Annotated in this window: 20 protein-coding genes, 2 tRNA genes and 1 rRNA gene; 13 read left to right on the top strand and 10 right to left on the bottom strand. The window is 55.9% G+C overall.

Annotated features, from left to right (window positions below):
• The 3 genes from rrf to dkgB all read left to right on the top strand — a co-directional run.
• Positions 1-112 (top strand): 5S ribosomal RNA (gene rrf, locus QFI97_RS23415); the annotation flags it as partial.
• Positions 113-166: 54 nt separating this feature from the next.
• Positions 167-243, top strand: a tRNA-Asp gene (locus tag QFI97_RS23410).
• Positions 244-406: 163 nt separating this feature from the next.
• Positions 407-1,210, top strand: a complete 804-nt coding sequence (gene dkgB / locus QFI97_RS23405) for a 2,5-didehydrogluconate reductase DkgB (RefSeq protein WP_095105768.1) — start codon at positions 407-409, stop codon at positions 1,208-1,210.
• A gap of 33 nt (positions 1,211-1,243) precedes the next feature.
• Here dkgB and yafC read toward each other — a convergent pair whose 3' ends face one another.
• Positions 1,244-2,146, bottom strand: a complete 903-nt coding sequence (gene yafC, locus QFI97_RS23400) for a DNA-binding transcriptional regulator YafC (protein WP_041144158.1) — start codon at positions 2,144-2,146, stop codon at positions 1,244-1,246.
• A 104-nt stretch (positions 2,147-2,250) separates the two neighbouring features.
• Here yafC and QFI97_RS23395 point away from each other — a divergent pair, with 104 nt between their 5' ends.
• From QFI97_RS23395 to QFI97_RS23385, 3 genes are all read left to right on the top strand, one after another.
• Entirely contained in the window at positions 2,251-3,438 is a 1,188-nt protein-coding gene (locus QFI97_RS23395; RefSeq protein ID WP_346432073.1) for an MFS transporter, read from the top strand.
• A 103-nt stretch (positions 3,439-3,541) separates the two neighbouring features.
• On the top strand, positions 3,542-4,339 hold the full coding sequence (locus QFI97_RS23390) for an endonuclease/exonuclease/phosphatase family protein (RefSeq protein ID WP_095105790.1): 798 nt from the start codon (positions 3,542-3,544) through the stop codon (positions 4,337-4,339).
• Positions 4,340-4,423: 84 nt separating this feature from the next.
• Positions 4,424-5,194 (top strand): class I SAM-dependent methyltransferase, encoded by a 771-nt coding sequence (locus QFI97_RS23385; RefSeq protein ID WP_346432072.1) that lies wholly within the window; start codon positions 4,424-4,426, stop codon positions 5,192-5,194.
• Between the two features lie 56 nt (positions 5,195-5,250).
• Here QFI97_RS23385 and mltD read toward each other — a convergent pair whose 3' ends face one another.
• The gene (mltD, locus tag QFI97_RS23380) at positions 5,251-6,618 is read right to left on the bottom strand and encodes a murein transglycosylase D (RefSeq protein ID WP_095105779.1); all 1,368 of its coding nucleotides are present in this window, start codon (positions 6,616-6,618) and stop codon (positions 5,251-5,253) included.
• Positions 6,619-6,689: 71 nt separating this feature from the next.
• Positions 6,690-7,445, bottom strand: coding sequence for a hydroxyacylglutathione hydrolase (gloB, locus tag QFI97_RS23375; RefSeq protein WP_346432071.1), 756 nt, complete (start codon positions 7,443-7,445; stop codon positions 6,690-6,692).
• Positions 7,446-7,478: 33 nt separating this feature from the next.
• Between gloB and QFI97_RS23370 the strand changes: the two genes are divergently transcribed.
• The gene (locus QFI97_RS23370) at positions 7,479-8,201 is read left to right on the top strand and encodes a class I SAM-dependent methyltransferase (protein WP_095105785.1); all 723 of its coding nucleotides are present in this window, start codon (positions 7,479-7,481) and stop codon (positions 8,199-8,201) included.
• Here the strand turns inward: QFI97_RS23370 and rnhA are convergent.
• Positions 8,198-8,665 carry a ribonuclease HI gene (gene rnhA, locus QFI97_RS23365; RefSeq protein WP_499843351.1) on the bottom strand — a complete coding sequence of 156 codons (468 nt, stop codon included), beginning with the start codon at positions 8,663-8,665 and terminating at the stop codon, positions 8,198-8,200. The genes QFI97_RS23370 and rnhA overlap by 4 nt on opposite strands.
• Positions 8,666-8,729: 64 nt before the next feature.
• On the opposite strand from rnhA, the gene dnaQ reads away from it, so the two are divergent.
• Both dnaQ and QFI97_RS23355 read left to right on the top strand, forming a co-directional pair.
• Positions 8,730-9,461, top strand: a complete 732-nt coding sequence (dnaQ, locus tag QFI97_RS23360) for a DNA polymerase III subunit epsilon (protein WP_095105793.1) — start codon at positions 8,730-8,732, stop codon at positions 9,459-9,461.
• A gap of 134 nt (positions 9,462-9,595) precedes the next feature.
• Positions 9,596-9,672 (top strand) — tRNA-Asp (locus tag QFI97_RS23355).
• 225 nt (positions 9,673-9,897) lie between these two features.
• Here the strand turns inward: QFI97_RS23355 and fdoI are convergent.
• From fdoI to fdnG, 3 genes are read right to left on the bottom strand one after another with little or no spacing between them, the layout of a single operon-like run.
• On the bottom strand, positions 9,898-10,536 hold the full coding sequence (gene fdoI / locus QFI97_RS23350; RefSeq protein WP_346432069.1) for a formate dehydrogenase cytochrome b556 subunit: 639 nt from the start codon (positions 10,534-10,536) through the stop codon (positions 9,898-9,900).
• On the bottom strand, positions 10,533-11,435 hold the full coding sequence (fdxH, locus tag QFI97_RS23345; protein WP_346432068.1) for a formate dehydrogenase subunit beta: 903 nt from the start codon (positions 11,433-11,435) through the stop codon (positions 10,533-10,535). Before fdxH ends, fdoI begins: the two co-directional genes overlap by 4 nt.
• A 12-nt stretch (positions 11,436-11,447) precedes the next feature.
• Complete coding sequence (fdnG, locus tag QFI97_RS23340; protein ID WP_331833654.1) at positions 11,448-14,498, bottom strand: formate dehydrogenase-N subunit alpha; 3,051 nt, start codon at positions 14,496-14,498, stop codon at positions 11,448-11,450.
• A 169-nt stretch (positions 14,499-14,667) separates the two neighbouring features.
• On the opposite strand from fdnG, the gene QFI97_RS23335 reads away from it, so the two are divergent.
• The 4 genes from QFI97_RS23335 to QFI97_RS23320 all read left to right on the top strand — a co-directional run bounded on the left by QFI97_RS23335 (position 14,668) and on the right by QFI97_RS23320 (position 17,718).
• Entirely contained in the window at positions 14,668-15,576 is a 909-nt protein-coding gene (locus QFI97_RS23335) for a LysR family transcriptional regulator (RefSeq protein WP_346432067.1), read from the top strand.
• Between the two features lie 147 nt (positions 15,577-15,723).
• The gene (locus QFI97_RS23330; RefSeq protein ID WP_095105601.1) at positions 15,724-16,131 is read left to right on the top strand and encodes a DoxX family protein; all 408 of its coding nucleotides are present in this window, start codon (positions 15,724-15,726) and stop codon (positions 16,129-16,131) included.
• Positions 16,132-16,141: 10 nt separating this feature from the next.
• Positions 16,142-17,098, top strand: coding sequence for a glutathione S-transferase family protein (locus QFI97_RS23325; RefSeq protein ID WP_346432066.1), 957 nt, complete (start codon positions 16,142-16,144; stop codon positions 17,096-17,098).
• A gap of 11 nt (positions 17,099-17,109) precedes the next feature.
• A complete protein-coding gene (locus QFI97_RS23320; RefSeq protein WP_331833652.1) occupies positions 17,110-17,718 on the top strand; it encodes an alpha/beta hydrolase in 609 nt (202 codons plus the stop codon).
• Between the two features lie 54 nt (positions 17,719-17,772).
• Here QFI97_RS23320 and QFI97_RS23315 read toward each other — a convergent pair whose 3' ends face one another.
• The 3 genes from QFI97_RS23315 to QFI97_RS23305 all read right to left on the bottom strand — a co-directional run bounded on the left by QFI97_RS23315 (position 17,773) and on the right by QFI97_RS23305 (position 22,175).
• Positions 17,773-18,543, bottom strand: coding sequence for an amidohydrolase (locus tag QFI97_RS23315; RefSeq protein ID WP_346432065.1), 771 nt, complete (start codon positions 18,541-18,543; stop codon positions 17,773-17,775).
• Positions 18,544-18,813: 270 nt separating this feature from the next.
• The gene (locus QFI97_RS23310; RefSeq protein WP_095105548.1) at positions 18,814-20,163 is read right to left on the bottom strand and encodes a GntP family permease; all 1,350 of its coding nucleotides are present in this window, start codon (positions 20,161-20,163) and stop codon (positions 18,814-18,816) included.
• 44 nt (positions 20,164-20,207) lie between these two features.
• Positions 20,208-22,175, bottom strand: coding sequence for a YjhG/YagF family D-xylonate dehydratase (locus tag QFI97_RS23305; RefSeq protein WP_095105549.1), 1,968 nt, complete (start codon positions 22,173-22,175; stop codon positions 20,208-20,210).
• Positions 22,176-22,186: the final 11 nt, after the last annotated feature.

Here is a 22,186-nt window from a genome sequence, read left to right as displayed (position 1 = left end):
GCGGCAACAGCGCGGTGGTCCCACCTGACCCCATGCCGAACTCAGAAGTGAAACGCCGTAGCGCCGATGGTAGTGTGGGGTCTCCCCATGTGAGAGTAGGGAACTGCCAGGCATCAAATTAGCAGTAAACCGGGGCAATAAACCGGTTGTTGTAGAGAAATTCGGTGGAGCGGTAGTTCAGTCGGTTAGAATACCTGCCTGTCACGCAGGGGGTCGCGGGTTCGAGTCCCGTCCGTTCCGCCACTTATTAAAAGCCCTGAGCATTTGCTCAGGGCTTTTTCTTTTTCCATCGTACTATTGTTGCTGTTTCAGCAAAAATCCTCTGCATTTATCGATCTTTTTCCCCTCCGTCACCTCAGCCATAATCTTCTCAATGAGTTAACACTAAGTAAAAAAGAGGAATTTTATGGCAATCCCTGCATTTGGTCTTGGAACCTTCCGTCTGAAAGATGATGTGGTTATCGCATCGGTAAAAACGGCGCTGGAACTGGGCTACCGTACGATAGATACCGCCCAGATCTATGATAATGAAGCGGCCGTTGGCCAGGCTATCGCCGAAAGCGGCGTAGCGCGTGATGAGCTGTTTATCACAACCAAGATCTGGATCGAAAACCTGAGCAAGGGCTCGCTCATTGCCAGCCTGAAAGAGAGCCTGAAAAAGCTGCGTACTGATTATGTCGATCTGACGCTGATCCACTGGCCTTCTCCGGGCGATGCCGTTGCCGTTGAAGAGTTTATGCCGGCGCTGCTGGAAGCTAAGGAGCTGGGGCTGACTCGACAGATCGGGATTTCAAACTTCACCATCCCGCTGATGGAACGCGCTATTGCTGCCGTCGGCGCCGAAAATATTGCCACCAATCAGATTGAGCTGTCTCCGTACCTGCAGAACCGCAAAGTTGTGGATTGGGCGACAGCGCGCGGTATCCATATCACGTCATATATGACGCTAGCATATGGTAAGGCTCTGAAAGACGAAGTCATTTCTGGTATTGCTGCTAAGCACAACGCAACCCCTGCGCAGGTGATTCTGGCCTGGGCTTTGGGAGAAGGCTACGCGGTGATCCCATCTTCAACGAAGCGTGAAAACCTGGCGAGCAACCTGAAAGCTCAGGATCTGCAGCTGGATGAGGAGGATCGCAAAGCGATCGCCGCGCTGGATTGCAACGATCGCCTGGTTAGCCCGGAAGGTCTTGCCCCTGAGTGGGATTAAATAATCAACCCTCTGTAGCCCTTATTTAACCTTCTACAGCTCCTTCGGGAGCTGTTTTACATGCTCGCTGAGAAAATCAATAAACGCCCTGATCCGGGTGCTGACCGCTCTGTCGCTGTAGTAAACGGCGCTAAACGGCATCTCTACCGGCAGCCGCTTGTCGGCAAGAAGCTCGACAAACTCCCCGCTCGCAATCTCCTGATTCACCATATAATCCGATAAACAGGCGATGCCGTTACCGGCAAGGCACAGCTGTTTTATGGTTTCCCCACTATTTGAGGATATCTCGCAGCTGACTTCCAGCAGCTGACCATCACAGCAGGAGACAGGCCAGGTATTTAATGAAAGAGGCTCGGTAAAACCCAAACACTGATGATCTTTAAGGCTGGCTACATCCTGCGGCGTGCCGTGGCGGGAGAGATAGTCAGGTGAAGCGATGATTTTCCGGTAGCTGTTAAACAGCGGCCGGGCGCGGAGGCTGGAATCCGTCAAGGTACCCGCGCGGATCGCAACGTCCACCTTACGCTCAATCAGGTTGATGAAGGTTTCCGACGAAACCAGCGCGAGGGTCATTTCTGGGTAGCGTTCGCGGAAAGGCTTCACCAGCGGCATCAGGAAGTGCAGCATCACCGGCGTAGCGGCATCCACTCGCAGCAATCCTCTTGGCGTAGTCCGCGTTTCCAGAAGCTCATTTTCCGCCGCCGCCATTTCCTGAAGCACCACCTGCATACGACGAAAGTAGCGTTCCCCCTCCTCGGTCAGGCTTAGCTGGCGAGTTGTCCGGTTAAGCAGGCTGACGCTAAGCTTTGATTCCAGTTTTTTCACCGCCCGGCTGACGGCGGAGTTTGCCTGTCCGAGCTGTTCCGCCGCCCGGCTAAAGCTTCCGCTTTCCACCACGGCGACAAAGATGGCAATCTCTTCTGATGTCGCTCTCATTATTGCACCTGTAGCAAAATTCTATTGAGACTTTGATAGTTTTTGTTATTTAAGCATCCCTGCATACTACGTGTCATCTTAATCCTGATGATACGGAGTAAATTATGCCACTGGCGCTACTTGCCTTAACTATCGGTGCCTTTGCGATTGGTACCACCGAGTTTGTGATTGTCGGCCTGGTGCCGACTATCGCAGAACAGCTGGCCATCTCACTGCCTTCAGCGGGTCTGCTGGTTTCTATCTACGCGCTGGGCGTGGCGATCGGAGCCCCGGTGCTGACGGCGCTGACCGGCCGCATGCCGCGCAAACAGCTGCTGCTGGCGCTGATGGTGCTGTTCACTGCCGGCAACCTGCTTGCCTGGCAGGCGCCGGGTTATGAAACGCTGATTTTCGCCCGCCTGCTTACCGGCCTGGCGCACGGCGTGTTCTTCTCGATTGGTTCTACCATTGCGACCAGCCTGGTGCCTAAAGAGAAGGCTGCATCGGCGATTGCCATTATGTTTGGCGGTCTCACCGTGGCACTGGTCACCGGGGTGCCGATCGGAACCTTTATCGGCCAGCATTTCGGCTGGCGCGAAACCTTCCTTGCGGTTTCCATTCTCGGCGTAATTGCGCTGGTGAGCAGCCTGATTCTGGTGCCGAACAATATTCCGGGGCGGGCCAGCGCCAGCCTGCGCGATCAGGTGAAGGTATTAACCCACCCGCGCCTGCTGATCATCTATGCGATTACCGCCCTGGGATACGGCGGCGTCTTCACGGCGTTTACCTTCCTCGCGCCAATGATGCAGGACCTGGCCGGGTTTAGCCCGTCAGCGGTGAGCTGGATTTTACTGGGCTACGGCGTTTCTGTGGCGATCGGTAACGTCTGGGGCGGCAAACTGGCCGACAGGCGCGGGGCGGTGCCCGCGCTGAAGATCATCTTTGCCGCGCTGGTTGCGCTGCTGCTGGTGTTCCAGCTTACCGCCAGCATCCAGTATGCTGCGCTGGCAACGGTGCTGGTGATGGGGATTTTCGCCTTCGGCAACGTGCCGGGTCTGCAGGTCTATGTCGTACAGAAAGCGGAGCAATATACGCCCGGCGCCGTAGACGTTGCCTCCGGCCTTAACATCGCCGCTTTTAACGTCGGCATCGCATTAGGCTCTATTATTGGCGGACAAACCGTAGAACGCTATGGCCTGGCCGGGACGCCGTGGATTGGCGCGGGGATTGTGTTCGCTGCGCTACTGCTGGTCGTGCTGAGCGGTCGCCTGGATAAATCTCATCCGGCAAAGGCGGTTTCCATCGCAGGATAAAGGTTTCTCGCGAATTGCATTGAAAGTGCATACGAAAGTCCCTATAACAGAATAACCGGCCGCAGTCAGGCCGGTTTCATGTTATCGAGGTTTGATGCCTAAATTGCGAAAGAATACTTATGCTATGCGCTATGTCGCCGGACAGCCTGCGGAGAGAATTTTGCCTCCGGGGTCATTTGCAAGCATTAGCCATGGATTCCCGGCAGGCGTACCTTTAAGCAGCGATGAGAAAATTCGCGTGCTGGTGTGGAATATATTTAAACAGCAGCGGGCCGAGTGGAAGTCCGTGCTGAATAATTTCGGTAAAGACGCTCATCTGGTGCTGTTACAAGAAGCACAAACGACGCCCGAGCTGGTCAGATTCGCCACGACCAACTATCTGGCAGCCGATCAGGTCCCCGCATTAGTTCTGCCTCAGCACCCATCTGGCGTCATGACGCTGGCTTCGACTCATCCGGTCTACTGCTGTCCCTTGCGCGAACGCGAACCCATTTTGCGACTGGCTAAATCGGCGTTAGTGACCGTCTATCCGCTGCCAGATATGCGTTTGCTGATGGTGGTGAACATCCATGCGGTTAACTTCAGCCTTGGGGTTGATGTCTACAGCAAGCAGCTGTTACCTATCGGCGACCAGATAGCTCATCACAGCGGCCCGGTTATTATGGCCGGTGATTTTAATGCCTGGAGCCGACCGCGCATGAACGCGCTCTATCGCTTTGCCCGAGAAATGTCGCTGCGCGAGGTTCGTTTTTCTGACGATCAGCGCCGCCGCGCCTTTGGTCGTCCGCTCGATTTTGTGTTCTACCGGGGGTTAAGCGTGCACGATGCCTCTGTGCTGGTCACGAGTGCCTCCGATCACAACCCGCTACTAGTCGAATTCAGTCCCGGCAAGCCTGATTAATTAAGGTACGTCAGGCCTGCCGTGGGGCGGGCCTGCGCAAGCAAGGTGCTGCCTTTATTATTCAAACAACCGAAGGACAACACAATGACAACACGCTCTCACCATGACAACGTCGAAAAACAGTTTGGCTCACAGGCCAGCGCTTACCTGACCAGCGCCGTACACGCCTCCGGACGCGATCTGCAGCGGCTGGCCGAGCGGCTGGCTGATTTCCCTGCTGCGCGGGTCCTCGATATGGGCTGTGGCGCCGGGCATGCCAGCTTCGCTGCGGCCGGGCAGGTGGCAGAGGTAACGGCATATGATTTATCCAGCCAGATGCTGGACGTTGTGGCGCAGGCTGCTCAGGATAAGGGGTTTTCAAATATAAAGACCCAGCAGGGCTATGCGGAAACCTTGCCCTTTGCGGCGGCCAGCTTCGAGGTGGTGATTAGCCGCTATTCTGCCCATCACTGGCACGATGTCGGCCAGGCGCTGCGTGAGGTCAAGCGCGTTCTCAAGCCGGGTGGAGTGCTGATTATTATGGATGTCATGTCGCCGGGACATCCGGTTCGCGACGTATGGCTGCAAACGGTTGAAGCGCTGCGCGATACTTCCCACGTCCGCAACTATTCCAGCGGAGAGTGGCTGGCGCTGGCGAACGATGCCGGGCTGGTCACGAATAGTTTATCGACCGATCGCCTGCCGCTGGAGTTCAGCTCATGGGTGGCGCGTATGCGTACGCCGGAGGCGTTGGTGGCAGCGATTCGCCTCTATCAGGATAGCGCATCGGCAGAGGTAAAAGCCTACTTTGCCTTACAGGACGACGGCTCCTTTACCAGCGATACCATCATGTTTGAAGCGCATAGAGCGATATAAAAAAGCGATATAAAAAGAAAAGGCACCGGGATACGGTGCCTTTTTTATCAGGTATATCAGGAATCCGGTCTGTCGCTATTTTTCACAAACAGCGTGAGCTGATCGCCCGGCTTCAGGGCATCGGTGCCGTTGTTCCAGCGCATCACATCACGAATATTCACGCCATGACGTTTTGCGATGCTCGACAGCGAGTCGCCTTTGCGTACGCGATAGGTAATGCTATCGCTGTTGTTCGCAAGACGGGTCGCGCTGCTGCCGGCGCCAACTACCAGCTCCTGGCCCGCTTTCAGCCCCGATCCGCGCAGGTTATTCCACTGCTGCAAATCTTTCGTCGACACGCCGAGACGTGAGGCGATCCCGGAAATCGTATCGCCGGAACGAACCTTATAGCTGCGGCTGGTCAACGGCGCGTTAACCGCGAGCTGCGTCGGCTGTACGGCTGCAATGTCGCCAGAGGCCAGAGATTCACGCAGCTGAGCTGCATGTTTCTGCGGCACCATTACGTAATTCGGCCCGTTCGCACCCAGGGTTGTCCCCTTTACGCCGGCATTGAATGTCTTTAGCTTGCCGACGGGCATTCCTGCCATATCGGCCAGCTGGCTGATATCAACCGGACTATCGAGGCGAACTCGCGCCAGCGCACGGCTTTCGTCTGCCGTCGGCAGCTTCACGCCATAACGCTTGCTGTTTTTGAGAATGTCGCTCAAAGCCAGCATCTTAGGTACGTAAACCTTGGTTTCCTGTGGTAATGAAAGCGACCAAAAATCAGTAGGCTTGCCGCGTGATTTATTCGCTTTCATTGCCTTCAGTACCCGGCCTTCACCGCTGTTATAAGCCGCGACGGTCAATAACCAGTCGCCGTCAAACATCTTATTCAGACGCTGCATCATGTTCAGTGCCGCCGTAGTAGAGGCGACGACGTCCCGACGCGCATCGTAGCTGCGGGTCTGTTTCAAACCATAATTGCGCCCGGTGCTCGGAATGATCTGCCAGATGCCTGCGGCATTGGCGCCAGACGTTGCATGCGGGTTAAAAGCGCTCTCCACTATGGGTAGTAATACCAGTTCCATTGGCATGTTACGTTTCTTAACTTGCCCGGCTATCCAGTACATATACGGCTCTGCCCGTAAAGTTACATCGTGGAGATAGCTCTTATTACGTAAGTACTTCTGTTTCTGTTCGCGAATCCGGGTATTTTCCGGTATTCCCATCTTTAGCTCGTCGCCTATGGAAGTCCACAGATCCTGGTCTTGCGCGTAGAAGGTTCCATCATCTAACCAGCGCGCTTGACTTGTGAACTTACCTGCTTCCCCTTGACCAGCTGCAGAAAGGCTCTGTGCGTGCTGTTGAACGTTGCCATCGTGCTTAGACGACTGGCACCCCACCAGCAGGACAGAGACGAGTAAAATCGCTCGTGCCTTCATGTGTGTGTCAATAGTTGCTTAAAAGACGAGCAAGAATAACGGTGAAGTTAGCGAATGACAAGAGTTAAATGTCAGAAGTCATCTTTCTTTGACCTTAACCAGGCGAATCGCTGCGCAGAGTGTTGCAAATTTGTTTCTTTGGATATTTCTTTAATTAAATCATTGTCATCCGTGCGTAAAAATAAATTTATACGGCGCTCATTTTTCAGATTTACCGGGAGTGTCATTTGTTTTTTTGCACGTAACTCATTAACTTTATGGTAGTAATCATTTATAGCCATATCCTGTGGCAGGATACTCAGAGCAAACTTCATATTTGCTAAAGTATATTCATGTGCGCAACATACCAGCGTATCGTCGGGTAGCGCGGCTATTTTCTGAAATGATTGATACATCTGCTCTGCGGTCCCTTCAAAGAGTCTGCCGCAGCCGCCGGAAAACATTGTATCGCCACAAAATAGATAAGGTTCACTGAAGAAACAGACGTGTCCTAAAGTGTGACCTGGCGTAGAGAAAATAGAAAATTCGTGGCCTAAAACAACGACCCGATCGCCGTCGGCAACGAGATGGGTCGTTCCCTTATCCTGGGTTTCTGCCGGTCCGTAAACAACGATGTCGGGGAATGTTTCGCGCAGTTGTTTTACGCCGCCAACGTGATCGTGGTGGTGGTGGGTGAGAAAAATGGCCTCCGGCTCCCAGCCGTGTTCCGCGATTGCGGCCAGTACGGGCGCCGCTTCGCCAGGATCGACGATCAGACAGCGGCCGTTTTCCGCGCTAAGAACCCAGATGTAGTTGTCCTGAAATGCAGGAATGCTGATAAGATTCATTTATTACTCCTAAAAGCGTAGCGGAAGGTTGCGATGAAGCCGGCAAGGATATCTCAGATAGTCACAGCGCCAGAGCATTGGTCCAGTATGCCCTGGGGCGAATACTATCGCGAATCGCTGGAGCGGCAGATGAAACCGTGGCTGGCCAAGCTATATGGCTTTCATTTGCTTAAGATTGGCAATCTGAGCGCGGAAATCAATACCGAATCCTGCGCTATCTCGCATCAGGTGAACGTTTCGCTACAGGGGACGCCGATTCAGGTGAAGGCCGATCCCCTCCATCTGCCTTTTGCCGAAAAGTCGGTTGACGCCTGCCTGCTGGCGCATACCTTACCCTGGTGCAGCGATCCTCACCGCCTGCTGCGCGAAGCCGACAGGGTGTTGATTGACGACGGCTGGATAATTATGACCGGCTTTAATCCGGTGAGCCTGATGGGGCTGCGCAAGCTGATGCCGGTATTGCGTAAAACGGTGCCGTACAGCAGCCGGATGTTTACGCTAACGCGCCAGCTCGACTGGCTGGCGCTGCTCAATTTTGAGGTTCTGCACTACGGCCGCTATCAGGTGCTGCCCTGGTCCCGACACGGCGGTAAGATGCTCAGTACCCACCTACCGGCGCTGGGCTGCCTGCAGCTGATCGTGGCCCGCAAGCGCACTATCCCGTTAACGCTAAATCCGCTGAAGTCGGGAAAAGCGAAGGCCCGGCTGCGCCAGACGGTAGGGGCCACGCGACAGTCGCGAAACGGGCTGAATTAACGTTCTGGCTGGTAACCGATATCGTCCTGCGTAGGGCTGGAGGCGGCAGCGCGCGCCAGCTCGTCGCAGCGTTCGTTTTCCGGATGGCCGGCGTGGCCTTTAACCCATTCCCACTTGATCTGGTGCTGACCAAGCGCGGTATCCAGGCGCTGCCACAGATCAACATTTTTGACCGGTTTTTTATCAGCCGTTTTCCAGCCGCGCTTTTTCCAGTTGTGGATCCACTGGGTGATCCCCTGACGCACGTACTGGCTGTCGGTGCTGAGTACGACTTCACACTGCTCTTTCAGCGCTTCCAGCGCAACGATAGCTGCCATCATCTCCATGCGATTATTGGTCGTAAGGTTATAACCTTCGCTAAAGATTTTTTCTTTCCCGCGATAGCGTAAAATGGCGCCGTAGCCGCCGGGTCCTGGATTACCCAGGCATGAACCGTCGGTGAAAATTTCTACCTGTTTAAGCATCTCTGGTAGACTTCCTGTAATTGACATCGATATGTAAACGGCAAGTCTGACATAAATGACTGATATGAGCACTGCAATTACGCGACAGATTGTTCTCGATACTGAAACCACTGGTATGAACCAGCTCGGTGCGCATTACGAAGGACATAAAATCATCGAGATCGGTGCGGTGGAGGTGATCAACCGCCGCCTCACCGGGAATAACTTCCACGTTTATCTCAAGCCGGACCGGCTGGTGGACCCTGAAGCCTTTGGCGTTCACGGGATTGCCGATGAGTTTCTGATGGATAAGCCGGTGTTTGCCGACGTAGTCGATGAGTTCATGGACTATATCCGCGGGGCGGAGCTGGTCATCCATAACGCATCGTTCGATATCGGCTTTATGGATTATGAGTTTGGCAAGCTAAAGCGCGATATTCCCAAAACCAATACCTTCTGCAAGGTCACCGATAGCCTGGCGCTGGCGCGGAAAATGTTCCCCGGCAAGCGTAACAGCCTCGATGCGCTGTGCTCGCGTTATGAAATAGATAACAGCAAGCGAACGCTTCACGGGGCGTTACTCGATGCCCAGATTCTGGCTGATGTCTATCTGATGATGACCGGCGGCCAGACGACGCTGGCATTTTCGACGGAAGGCGAAGGCCAGATGCAGGCAGGAGAGATAGGAATACAGCGCGTTGTTCGGGCTGCCAGCAGGCTGCGCGTCGTTTACGCCTCTGATGACGAGCTGCTAAACCATGAATCGCGGCTCGATTTGGTACAAAAGAAAGGCGGAAGCTGCCTGTGGCGGAGCTGATACGCCGCAATACGCTGTAAAAATAGGCGGGCGGGCGATTTTTACAGCAAACGGTTCAAAAGTGAAGAAAAAGCGTTGACGGAGTTAGCGGTAATCCGTAATATTCGCCTCGTTCCCAAGGGAACAGTGAAAGTGGAGCGGTAGTTCAGTCGGTTAGAATACCTGCCTGTCACGCAGGGGGTCGCGGGTTCGAGTCCCGTCCGTTCCGCCACTATTCAGGCCCATGTTATTAATTAACGTGGGCCTTTTTCATATCTGCGTTTTGTTGTACGCCATTGCCGTCTGGCTTGCGCGGTTATGACCGGTTTTATTTATGTCAGCGCCCCGGCAATCGCCGAGCAAAATAGCGCGTAACAGCATCGCTGTTTCCATCCTGTTACGCGCGGTCACTACGCTAACATTCCTGTTAGTCAGAAAATCTCTCGTATTTACTTCATCAATCTTTCGTGGCCGAAGGCTGCTTCTCTTTGACTTCGCGATACCAGCGCGGGTGATGTTTCTTCGCCCATGTTTTGCTAACCCAACCTTCCACCATCGCGGTAATGGTGCCTTTCACCCACAGGGCGGCGTAGATATGCACCATGATAACCACAATTAACGCCACTGCGGCAAATGAATGCAGCATTAACGCAAATCGGATCACCGGGATTGAGAACGCAGGCGCAAAATACGGACGCCAGATGATCACGCCGCTTATCAGCAGCAGAACCAGGAAAATAATCGCCGCCCAGAACACGCATTTCTGGCCGAAGTTATAGCGCCCGGTGTCACCTACCTCCTCGTTGACGACGATCTTACGAATATTCTTCGCCCAAAAGATATCATCCCGATTGATTAGGTTGTGATGCCAGTAGCGGAAAAACATGATGATGAACGAGGCAAACATGATCACGCCGACAAACGGGTGCAGAATTCGCGCCAGCTGCGGGGTGCCCATAATTTGCATCAGCCAGTTGAAGGACGGGAAGAAGAACCCCAGCCCGCTTATCGCCGCCAGCATGAAGCAGAAGGCGGTGACCCAGTGGTTGATTCGCTCCGGCGCCGTGTAGCGCACGATGGTGTCACGTCTTTTCATTTGCGCACCTCGTCATTCTCTTCATGCAGGTTGTCTTCTTCCTCTTCCGCACGGTTCGGACCGACGCCGACGTAGTGGAAGATGCTGGCGGCGAAGGTCGCGGCAAAGCCCACCGCCGCGAGCGGTTTCCAGATACCTTTCCAGAACTTCACGGTGGCGCTGATTTCCGGGTTCTCCGGCAGGCCGTGGTACAGATTCGGCTTGTCGGCATGATGCAGGACGTACATCACGTGCGTGCCGCCGACGCCGGCCGGATCGTACAGGCCCGCATTGTCATAACCGCGGGTTTGCAGCTCGGCGACGCGCTCGCCTGCCAGCACCTTCATATCCTCTTTGGAGCCAAAGTGGATAGCGCCGGTCGGGCAGGTTTTCACGCAGGCCGGCTCCTGGCCGACGGTAACGCGATCGACGCACAGCGTGCACTTGTAGACGCGGTTGTCTTCCGGGTTGAGGCGCGGGACGTCGAACGGGCAGCCGGCGATGCAGTAGCCGCAGCCGATACACTGCTCGGACTGGAAGTCGACGATACCGTTGGCATACTGAATGATAGCCCCTTCCGACGGACAGGCCTTCAGGCAGCCCGGGTCGGCGCAGTGCATACAGCCATCCTTACGGATCAGCCACTCCAGCCTGTCGTTTTGCTCCACTTCCGAGAAGCGCATCACCGTCCAGGATTTGGCGGTCAGATCGGCCGGGTTGTCGTACACGCCGACGTTGTGACCGACCTCATCACGGATATCGTTCCACTCTGAACAGGCCACCTGGCAGGCTTTACAGCCGATACAGGTGGTGACGTCGATAAGCTTTGCGACCTCCTGCTGGTGGTCCCGCGCCTGAGGCGCAGGGGTGAAACCGTTAGTCGCGGAACGACGAATAATGTCTTGCGATTGATAAGCCATAAGCCGTCTCCCTTACACCTTTTCCACGTTCACGAGGAAGGCTTTGTATTCGGGAGTCTGCGAATTCGCATCGCCCACCGAAGGCGTCAGCGTGTTCGCCAGGAACCCTTTTCGGGTCACCCCCTCAAAACCCCAGTGACAGGGAATGCCGATCGTATTGACCGTACGCCCGTCGATGGTCAGCGTTTGCAGACGCTTCGTCACCACCGCTTTGGCTTTGATAAAACCGCGTTTCGAGACGATTTTGACTACGTCACCGCTCAAAATGCCTTTCTCTTCAGCCAGCTTCTCGCCGATTTCAATAAACTGCTCCGGCTGCGCGATAGCGTTTAGACGCGCATGTTTGGTCCAGTGGCGGAACAGTTCGGTAATCGAATAGGTGGTCGCCACGTACGGGAACTCATCCGCATGGCCCATATTCGCCAGATCGCCGTTAAAGATCCGCGCCACCGGGCTGGAGACCACCTTCGGGTGGAGAGGGTTAGTGCCAATCGGGGACTCTATCGGCTCATAGTGCTCAGGGAAGGGGCCATCGTTCATTTTGTTCAAGGCGAACAAACGGCCGACCCCTTCCGGGTTCATGATAAACGGCCCGACGTTGCTGTCCGGTGCCGCCTGGTTATAGTCGGCGACATCCATTCCCGCCCAGCGTTTACCGTCCCAGTGCAGCAGCGCGCGCTGCGGATCCCAAGGTTTGCCTGCCGGGTCGGCCGACGCGCGGTTATAGAGAATGCGGCGGTTAGCCGGCCATGACCAGGCCCAGCCGGGCGTACAGCCCAGCCCGTAAGGATCGCTATTATCACGATTCGCCATCTGGTTGCCCTGTTCGGTCCAGCAGCCGCAATAGACCCAGCAGTAGCTGCTGGTGGAACCATCATCCTTCAATTGCGCAAAGCTGCTGAGCTGCTGGCCTTTTTTGACGATCACCTGACCCTGGTCATCAACAATATCGCGCAGCGCTTTACCATTGGCCTCACGGGCCACCTCTTCCGGCAGCGGATCGCGGGGATCGTGGTAGTCCCACGACATATTGAGGACTGGCGCCGGGTTGGCGCCGCCTTCCTGCTGATACAGTTCGCGCAGACGGGTAAACAGCCGCCCCAGAATTTTGCCGTCATGCAGCGCCTCTCCCGGCGGCTCCGCTGCCGCCCAGTGCCACTGCAGCCAGCGGCCTGAGTTAGCAATCGAACCGTCCTCTTCCGCAAAGCAGGAGGACGGCAGGCGGAACACTTCGGTCTGGATATCGGCGGGGCGGACATCGTTCATTTCCCCGTGGTTTTGCCAGAAGTTGGCTGACTCCGTCACCAGCGGGTCGATGACCACCATATATTTCAGTTTTGCCAGCGCTCTGGACGACTTGTTCTTGTCGGGAAACGCCGCCAGCGGGTTAAATCCCTGGACAATATAGCCATTGATTTTTCCCTGCGTCATCAGCTCGGCCTGGGTCATCACATCGTATAGCCGGTCCCATTTCGGCAGCCAGTCATAGCCCCAGTTGTTTTCCGCCGTTGCAGCATCGCCCCAGAAGCTTTTCATCATGCTGACGAAAAATTTCGGCGTATTTTGCCAGTAGTTAACTTCATCCGCCCCTAAGGCCGCAGGGGTGATTTGCGCAATATAGGTTTGATAATCGGGCTGTTTTTCCGATGGTAGCGGCATATATCCCGGCAGATTGGTGGAGAGTAGCCCCAGGTCGGTATAGCCCTGAATATTGGAGTGCCCGCGCAGCGCGTTAATCCCGCCGCCGGCCATGCCGATATTGCCCAGCAGCAGCTGCAGCATCGCCGCGGCGCGGATGGTTTGCGCTCCCGCCGTATGGTGGGTCCAGCCGAGGGCATATAAGATCGTGGCGGTGCGATTCGCCGCGCTGGTGCTGGCCAAAAGCTGGCAAATACGCAGGAAATCGTCGATCGACGTTCCGCACAGGCGGTTGACCATTTCCGGGGTGTAGCGCTCGACATGCTGCCGCATCAGGTTCCAGACGCACCGCGGGTGGCGATAGGTTTCATCGCGTCTGGCGAAACCGTTCTCATCCAGCTCGTAGTTCCAGCTGGTTTTATCGTACTGGCGTTGTTCAGGATCAAAACCGCTGAACAGCCCGGCATCGAAAGCATAGTCTTCACGCACGATCATGCTGGCATTGGTGTAGTGGCGCACGTACTCGTGCTGCACCCGATCGTGCGCGATCAGATAGCGAATGACGCCAAGCAGGAAGGCGCTGTCGGAACCGGCGCGGATCGGCGCGTACAGGTCGGCTACCGCCGCGCTGCGGTTAAAACGCGGATCCACGACGATAACCGTCGCATTATTCTTAATTTTGGCTTCGATAACCCATTTAAAGCCAACCGGATGCGCTTCCGCCGCGTTGCCGCCCATAATCAGCACGACGTTGGCGTTTTTAATATCCACCCAGTTGTTGGTCATCGCCCCGCGGCCAAAGGTCGGCGCCAGCGCCGAGACCGTCGGGCCATGGCAAAGACGCGCCTGGCAGTCAATCGACACCATCCCCAGCGCGCGGGTAAATTTGCCGTCAAGGATCCCGGTCTCATTACTCGCCGCCGAAGAGCACAGCATGCTGGTTGAGGTCCAGCGGTTAACGGTGACGCCCTGGGCGTTCTTTTCGATAAAGTGGGCGTCGCGGTCGTCTTTCATTAACCGCGCGATACGATTAATCGCCTCGTCCCAGCTGATGCGCGTCCATTTATCCGCCCCCGGCGCCCGATATTCGGGATAACGCAGACGGTTTTCGCTATGGATATAGTCCAGCACTCCGGCGCCTTTCGGGCACAAAGAGCCGCGGCTCACAGGATGATCGGGATCGCCTTCAACGTGGTAAATACTTTCACGCACGTTCTTCGCGTTATCCCCAAGGCTATACATGAGGATGCCGCAGCCCACCGAGCAGTAGGTGCAGTTATTACGGGTTTCTTTGGATTTTAATAGTTTATATTGACGCGTCTCGGCGTTAGCGGAAAACGCAGGGAGAAAACCAAGCGATGCTACGGTTGTCCCTGCCATCCCACCCACGCAGATGCGAAAGAACTGCCTGCGACTGAGCTCCATTGTATCTCCAGCTTAAACTTAAGACAGGAAAAGGTGCAGCAATTATAAGGTTATTTTGCGGGGCTGCGCCAGAAAACCGGCGTATTAATGCTGTGACCGCGAGCACAGCTAGGCTCATTCGGGGCATTTTGCTATGGTGGCGTTTTCAAAAAAGAGTGGGAAACGCTTTATGGAACGGCTGGATTGCGATCGAATGTTCGTTGCGGTAATGGAAACCAGCAGTTTTACCAATGCCGCCCAGCGCTGCGGAACCAGCCACGGCCAGGCCTCCAAGCTGATTTCCCGCCTTGAAAGCGACCTTGGCGTACAGCTGTTAAGGCGCAGCACTCGTTCGCTCACCCCCACCGACGTCGGGCTGGCCTACTATCAACGTATCCGCCAGCTGTTAATTGACTACGATGAGCTCAACGACTCGGTGCGCACGCTCTCCAACGCCCCATCCGGGCAGCTGCGCATCTCCGCGCCGGTGAGCTTTGGCTCCACTCAGCTGGCTCCCCACCTGGTCACCTTCGCCCGTCGCTATCCGGATATCGAGCTGGATGTCAGTTTTTCCGACCGCCTGGTTAACGTGGTAGATGAAGGTTTCGACCTCGCCTTGCGTATCGGCAATTTGACCGATAGCACGCTGCTCGCCCGTCGCCTGTGCCCGATACGTAGCGTGGTTGTGGCGTCTCCGGATTACCTGGCCGCTAACGGCGAGCCCCAACGCTGGGACGCTCTGAGCCAGCACGCGCTGATTGTCGATACCAACTTTCGCGATCCCTGGAACTGGCCCTTCCTCGATGAACAGCAGCAGCTCCACACTCAGCCGGTGTACGGCAAGCTGAAATTCTCCAATGCCGAGGTTTGTCTTGCCGCCGCCTGCGCCGGATTGGGGATTGCCCGTTTACCGTTCTTTATTGCCCGAAAAGCGCTGGATGAGCGGCGGGTCGTTTCGCTGCTGGCGCCATATGAAGCCCCGCCGCTGGCGCTGTTTGCGGTATTTCCGCCTGCCCGCTATCTGGCGCACAAATCGCGGGTGATGATCGATTTCCTCGTCGAGGCCTTTTCTGCCGAGGAAGAACGGGCGCGGTGCTGATGATTATTTCCATTATGGAAATAAGTATGCCCATTTTGACGGGATAATCAGGCCCACAAAATATTGTACAGTCCTCTTACTTAAGGTCGTTTCCCCGCCGCCATCGTTGCGCAGGAAGAGATGCTAACCACCCAAGAGGATTTCACCATGATTGATCAACGTACCACTCCCTATGCCGCTCTGGTCATGCGCCTGGCGCTCGGCATCCTGTTTCTGGCGCACTTCGGCCTGAAATTCTTCGCCTTCACCCCCGCGGGCACCGCAAAATTCTTCGCCTCGCTTGGCCTTCCGGGCTGGCTGGCCTATATCACGATGGCCGTTGAATTCTTTGGCGCCATCGCCCTGATCCTCGGCATCTATACGCGTATCGTGGCCGTGGTGCTGATCCCCATTTTACTCGGCGCGATCTTCACGGTGCACGGTTCGGCCGGGTTTTTCTTTACCAACCCGAACGGCGGCTGGGAATTCCCCGCTTTCTGGATCGTTGGCCTGATCGTGCTGGCGCTCACCGGGGACGGTAAATACGCGTTAAAACCGACGCCGCTGAAATCGTAACGGGGGTTTTATGCTGATTGATGGAAAATGGACCGCCGACTGGCACCCGGTGCAGGCGACCGATAAAAAAGGCGGTTTCCTGCGCCAGACCTCGAGCTTTCGCCACTGGGTCACGCCGAACGGTGAGCCGGGGATCACCGGCAGCGGCGGGTTTCAGGCCGAGCCGGATCGCTACCACCTGTACGTTGCGCTGATCTGCCCGTGGGCATCGCGTACGCTAATCGCCCGCCGGCTGAAAGGGCTGGAGGCGGTGGTCGGCGTATCTGTGGTTGAGCCCTGGCTGCTCAACGAAGGCTGGCATTTTGGCGACTATCCCGGCGCTAACCGCGATACGCTGAATAACGTCGAGTGGCTGCATCAGCTCTATACCCGGGCGGACCCGACCTTTACCGGGCGCGCCACGGTCCCGGTGCTGTGGGACAAAAAGACCGCCACCATCGTGAACAACGAGTCCGCCGATATCGTACGGATGTTTAACAACGGCTTCGGCGAACTGGCGGACAGCCGCATCGATCTATATCCGCAGGCGCTGCGCGAAGAGATCGACCGGCTCAATAGCGATATTTATCCGAAGCTCAATAACGGCGTGTATCGCGCCGGATTCGCCACCACCCAGGAGAGCTATCAGGAAGCGGTCAATGATGTTTTCTCAATGCTGGACTGGCTCGAACAGCACCTCTCGACGCGCGATTTTTTGAGCGGCGAGACGCTGACCGAGGCGGATATTCGTCTTTTCGTCACCCTGATTCGTTTCGATGCGGCGTACCACGGGCTGTTCAAATGCAATCTTCGCCGGCTGGCGGAATACCGCAACCTCGATCGTTATCTTGGCGCTCTGCTGGCCATTCCGGGCGTTCGCGAAACGGTGAATATCGACCATATTAAGCAGGGCTACTACTCCATCAAGGCGCTGAACCCAAACGGGATTGTGCCTGCAGGGCCGGATTTGAGCGGTTACGGACTTTAAGCGAGCCAGAGATGAAAAAACTGATTATTTTGCTACACGGCGTCGGCAGCAGCGGCGACGATTTAGAGGGCCTCGGCCACTTCTGGCGTCAGCAGCTTCCCGGCGTGACGATCGCGACCCCTAACGGCACGGCCAGCTTTGATATGGGGCCGGGCTACCAGTGGTTCAGCCTCAACGGCATCAGCGACGCCACGCGGCCGGAGCGGATTGCCGGCGCGCGCCGCGCCTTTCGTGCCAGCATTGAGGCGATTATCAGCCAACATCAGCTCTCGCCTGGCGAAGATCGGCTGGTGCTTGCCGGCTTCTCTCAGGGGGCCATTATGACCCTCGATGCGCTGGTCAGCGGAGCGTTTCCGCTCACCGCCGCGATCTCGTTTTCCGGCCGTCTGGCCTCCCCGGCGCCGTGGCAAGCCAATAACGGGACGCCGACTTTGCTGGTCCATGGCGTCAACGATCCGACGATCGCTATCCGCGAAAGCGAAACCGCCGCACAAAAACTCGCCGCTATCGGTGTCGATGTCGATACTTATTTCGAACCCGGCGTCGGTCATACCATTACCGCGAATGGCGCCAGAAAAGCGGCGCAATTTTTAGCGCCGCTGCTGGACTCCGACCACTAGACGCCGTTGCGTAATGATTGCGTCGGCGAAATAAAACGGATGGGGGAGGGGAAATTAATCCAGGCTAAACGGATCGGCATCCTGCCAGGCGGGGAATTTTTCACGATACTCGTTGAGCGCGGTGAGCGACAGCTCCGCGTCGAGGCGCGTGGCCTGGTGAGGTTCCGCCGTTGCCAGAATCTCTCCCTGGGGGCTGATAATGCGGCTGTCGCCCCGATAGTGGTGGCCATTACCGTCGGTACCGACCCGATTGCAGCCGGCGACGTAGGCCTGGTTTTCAATTGCCCGGGCTACCAGCAGCGACTGCCAGTGCAGCGAGCGCGGCGCCGGCCAGTTGGCCACGTACAGCGCTAAATCGTAGTCGTTATGGTTGCGTGACCATACCGGGAAGCGCAGGTCGTAGCAGACCAGCGGCAGGATCCGCCAGCCGCGCCACTCGAAAACGACCCGCTCGTCGCCCGCCGTATAATGATGATGCTCTTCGGCCATCCGGAACAGGTGCCGCTTATCATAAAAATGGCTTTTACCGCCGGGCTCCACCAGCAGGAAGCGGTTAACCGGGCCGCGTTCGGTTTGTAGCGCAGCGCTACCCGCAATAAGGGCATTGGTCTGCACCGCTTTCGCCAGCATCCAGTCAATGACCTCTTCCTGCGGCAGCGACTGTTTAGCGGCTTCCATGGCAAAACCGGTTGTAAACATTTCCGGCAAAACAATCAGGTCACGCCCGCTGACACCTTCCAGCTGGCGATCGAAATGGCGCAGGTTGGCGGGACCGTCCATCCACACCAGCGGTTGTTGCAATAGCGTAATTTTCAGGCCAGACACGGTGGTGAACTCCATTATCATTAGGCTGTTATAGTCACTTTAACACCATATCAGTCTCTGGATAGTCAGCGGAATATTTTGTTAAAAAAATGCTAATGCTGGAAACGATTTGTGCGGGAAAGGGGCCGCCAGCGGTACAAGGGCGTGGGGGGCTGAAAGCCGCAAAGACGGGCCGGCGCGGATTTATGCACGCGGCCAGGGGCGTGCCCCGTAAACCCTGGCCCGCGAGGGGGAGTTTAAGGGGCACTGCGTGAAGCACGGCCGCGTGGCTTAAATCGCCATGCTGGCCAGCAGAATAAAGATCAGGCCGCAAAGGGATAGCATTGTAGACATTAGCGTCCAGGACAGTAGGGTTTCCTTGATGGTCAGGCCGAAGAAATCCTTTATCATCCAGAAGCTTGCGTCATTGACATGGGAGCAAATGCAGGAGCCTGCGCCCGTCGCAAGAGTAATCAAGGCCAGGTTTGTGTTTGGGTGTGCAGACAGCAAAGGGATCACCAGGCCGGCGGTGGAGATGGCGGCAACCGTTGCGGAGCCCAGACAAATCCTCAGAAAGGCCGCCACTCCCCAGGCCATCAGAATGGGGTTGATATCCGTGCCTGCCACCAGCGTCGAAATATACTGGCCGACGCCAGAATCAATCAGCACCTGTTTGAATGCGCCGCCGCCGCCGATAATCAATAACAGACCGGCAATGCCTGCAATTGCTTTCCCGCAGGAGTCCATCAGTTCCGGGATCGTTTTTCCTCTCCCGAGACCCATCGCCCAAATGGCGAACAGCAGCGAAATCAGCATCGCGATCGTCGAGTTTCCCAAAAACAGGAACACGGAATAGAGCATACCGGGGTCGCCTGCGTCTTTTGGCCGGACCATTTGCATAATGGTGACCAGAGCCATCAGGATCACCGGCAGCATGGCGGTCAGGAAACTTATCCCAAACCCCGGCATTTCGCTTTCGGTAAAGCTCTTTGTCGCCCCAAGGGAAGCAATGTTGCCTTCTTTGGTAAATGCCTCCGGGATCAGCCGTTGGCATACTTTATTCAGCAGCGGGCCACAGAGAATAAAGGTTGGAATGCCCACGATGATGCCATAAATCAGCACGACGCCAACATCTGCGCCATATTCTCTGGCGATGACGGTAGGGCCGGGATGTGGCGGCAGAAAACCGTGCGCCACTAACAAACCCGACAGCATCGGTACGCACATATACATCGGTGATATTTTAGCTTCCCTGGCGATGGCGAATAAAATCGGTACCAGCAGAATTAAACCGACTTCGAAAAATAGCGCGATACCGACAATAAATGCCGAAGTTACTACCGCCCAGTCCAGCCTTTTGACACCAAAATAGTTCAGCATGGTCAATGCAATACGCTGCGCGCCGCCGGCATCGGATAATAACCGTCCCAGCATTACGCCAAAACCGAATATCAAGCCGATATGACCCAGGGTGCCGCCCAGCCCGGATTCGACAGAAGCGACGACCTTATTCAGCTCCATGCCGCTGGCAATAGCTACGGCCAGCGAGACAATAATTAATGAAACAAAAGTATTGAGTTTTATTTTTATGGTTAAAAGCAGGAGTACAGCGATACCTGCCACAACAATTAATAGTGGCATAACGTCCTCTCATTAATAATGTAATAATGGTTTTAATTATTTCTTCAGGATTTAGTCATCTGCTGGTGCAATGCAGCGCTTATTTTATTAACGTCATAGATGCAGCCGCGCCAGGTTCCGCCGCTTACCGCCTGGAGCATCGCCCAGAGTTGGGTATCATCTGGTAAATCAGGATCGGGCATTAAATCAGGGTGGCTGCTTCTGCCGTTTAATATAACGCTAGCCTCCTCGCGTGAGGGGAGTTCCTGAGCGTTAGCGAGACCCAGGAAATTGACTTCTCCCTGGAGTTGTTTGCAGTCAATTTTAATTTCAATGAGATCCCCGGTGCGTAATTTCCCGATGGCGCCGCCTGCCAGTGCCTCCGGCCCAACGTGGCCAATACAGGCGCCGGTGGAAACGCCGGAGAACCGGGCGTCGGTAATAAGTGAAACATGCTTCCCATAGGATAAATGCTTCAGGGCGCTGGTAACCTGATACGTTTCCTCCATCCCGGTGCCGGATGGCCCTACGCCGATAATAACCAGAATATCGCCTGCTTTAATTTTGTCGTGTTTGATATCATAAATGGCGGTTTTCTCCGAGAGGTACACTTTCGCCACGCCCTGATGATAATAAATACCCTCTTCATTAATGACCGAGGGGTCAATGGCCGTGGATTTTATGACCGAGCCCTCCGGAGCGATATTTCCGACCGGGAAGGTAATCGTGGAGGTTAACCCGCGTTTTTGCGCCTGCTGCGGAGACATGATGACCTCCTGGGGATCAACCTGCTCCTGACTGAGCAGCAGATTTTTAAATATCTGCCGACGCTCGGAGCGCTCCCACCAGTCGAGATTTTCCCCTAGCGTCTTGCCCGTGACGGTAATGACATCCTCATGCAGAAGACCCAGCTGGCGCAGATGCAGCATCACTTCAGGTACGCCGCCAGCCATAAAGGCCCGTACGGTTGGGTGATAAACCGGGCCATTGGGCAGTACGCTGACCAGGCGCGGCACCTGTTTATTAATGCGTATCCAGTCCTCCACCGTCGGAATATGGCAGCCCGCCTGATGGGCAATCGCCGGGATGTGCAGCAGGAGATTGGTGGAGCCGCCAAATGCCGCATGGACCATCATGGCGTTTTCAATAGCGCGATCGGTGAGGATATCCTTCGTCGTGATGCCCTTCTGGCTCAGCAGCAGCGCGGCCCGCGCTGATGCCCTGGCGATCTCCGTCCAGACCGGTTCGCCCGAAGGCGCCAGCGCAGAATGCGGAATAGCGAGGCCGAGGCCTTCAGCGACGACCTGCGAGGTGCCTGCGGTTCCGAGGAACTGGCAGCCGCCACCCGACGAAGCGCAGGCCTGACAGCCCGCCCGACGAGCGTCCTGCAGCGACAATTCGCCGTTGGCAAAGCGCGCGCCGATAGTCTGCACCTTGCCGTTATCTTCGCCATGTAAAGCAGGCAGCGTGGCCCCGCCGGGGATCAATACCGTCGCTTTATCATGCTGCGATGCCAGCGCCATCATGGTGGCGGGCAGCCCTTTATCGCAGGTTGCCACGCCGATCACCGCTTTAACTCCCGGCAGGGAACGGATCAGGCGGCGCATCACCATAGAGGCATCATTGCGATAAGGTAATGAATCGAACATGCCGGTGGTGCCCTGCGTGCGTCCGTCGCAGGGATCGGAGACATACACCGCGTAAGGCAGCGCGTGATGGTTTTTGATGACCTCCGCCGCTGCTTTCATCTGGATATCCAGCTCGTAATGTCCCTGATGAAGCGCCAGCGCGACGGGTTTGCCGTCCGGCCCGCGCAGCCCGCCCAGCGTGCTAAGCAGCAGGATACCGTCCTGATTCAGCTCATCCGGCGACCAGCCCATCCCGGCATTCATGGTCATGCCAAAAATATCGCCGCTAGGGCGGTTGATTAACATATCCGGGGTCAGCGGCAGCTCGCCCTGCGGACCCGGCGCATGGGTTCTGACGCGGTAGATATCCGGGTTATCGCTAGCAAAAATATCGTCAATGGACATCGAATGCCTCC

It is taken from the genome of Klebsiella scottii (genome assembly GCF_036561945.1).
Lineage (GTDB): Bacteria > Pseudomonadota > Gammaproteobacteria > Enterobacterales > Enterobacteriaceae > Klebsiella > Klebsiella scottii.
Note: the sequence above shows the minus strand (reverse complement) of the source record. Positions and strands in the feature narration are given on the sequence as shown.

Bases quoted from the DNA above. Each gene is read 5' to 3' on its own strand.
- QFI97_RS23305 (WP_095105549.1), bottom strand. From the start codon at position 22,175: ATGTCCATTGACGATATTTTTGCTAGCGATAACCCGGATATCTACCGC.
- QFI97_RS23310 (WP_095105548.1), bottom strand. From the start codon at position 20,163: ATGCCACTATTAATTGTTGTGGCAGGTATCGCTGTACTCCTGCTTTTA.
- dnaQ (WP_095105793.1), top strand. From the start codon at position 8,730: ATGAGCACTGCAATTACGCGACAGATTGTTCTCGATACTGAAACCACT.
- QFI97_RS23320 (WP_331833652.1), top strand. From the start codon at position 17,110: ATGAAAAAACTGATTATTTTGCTACACGGCGTCGGCAGCAGCGGCGAC.
- mltD (WP_095105779.1), bottom strand. From the start codon at position 6,618: ATGAAGGCACGAGCGATTTTACTCGTCTCTGTCCTGCTGGTGGGGTGC.
- fdxH (WP_346432068.1), bottom strand. From the start codon at position 11,435: ATGGCTTATCAATCGCAAGACATTATTCGTCGTTCCGCGACTAACGGT.
- yafC (WP_041144158.1), bottom strand. From the start codon at position 2,146: ATGAGAGCGACATCAGAAGAGATTGCCATCTTTGTCGCCGTGGTGGAA.
- dkgB (WP_095105768.1), top strand. From the start codon at position 407: ATGGCAATCCCTGCATTTGGTCTTGGAACCTTCCGTCTGAAAGATGAT.
- QFI97_RS23395 (WP_346432073.1), top strand. From the start codon at position 2,251: ATGCCACTGGCGCTACTTGCCTTAACTATCGGTGCCTTTGCGATTGGT.
- QFI97_RS23385 (WP_346432072.1), top strand. From the start codon at position 4,424: ATGACAACACGCTCTCACCATGACAACGTCGAAAAACAGTTTGGCTCA.
- QFI97_RS23325 (WP_346432066.1), top strand. From the start codon at position 16,142: ATGCTGATTGATGGAAAATGGACCGCCGACTGGCACCCGGTGCAGGCG.
- rnhA (WP_499843351.1), bottom strand. From the start codon at position 8,665: ATGCTTAAACAGGTAGAAATTTTCACCGACGGTTCATGCCTGGGTAAT.
- fdoI (WP_346432069.1), bottom strand. From the start codon at position 10,536: ATGAAAAGACGTGACACCATCGTGCGCTACACGGCGCCGGAGCGAATC.
- QFI97_RS23370 (WP_095105785.1), top strand. From the start codon at position 7,479: ATGAAGCCGGCAAGGATATCTCAGATAGTCACAGCGCCAGAGCATTGG.
- fdnG (WP_331833654.1), bottom strand. From the start codon at position 14,498: ATGGAGCTCAGTCGCAGGCAGTTCTTTCGCATCTGCGTGGGTGGGATG.
- gloB (WP_346432071.1), bottom strand. From the start codon at position 7,445: ATGAATCTTATCAGCATTCCTGCATTTCAGGACAACTACATCTGGGTT.
- QFI97_RS23335 (WP_346432067.1), top strand. From the start codon at position 14,668: ATGGAACGGCTGGATTGCGATCGAATGTTCGTTGCGGTAATGGAAACC.
- QFI97_RS23330 (WP_095105601.1), top strand. From the start codon at position 15,724: ATGATTGATCAACGTACCACTCCCTATGCCGCTCTGGTCATGCGCCTG.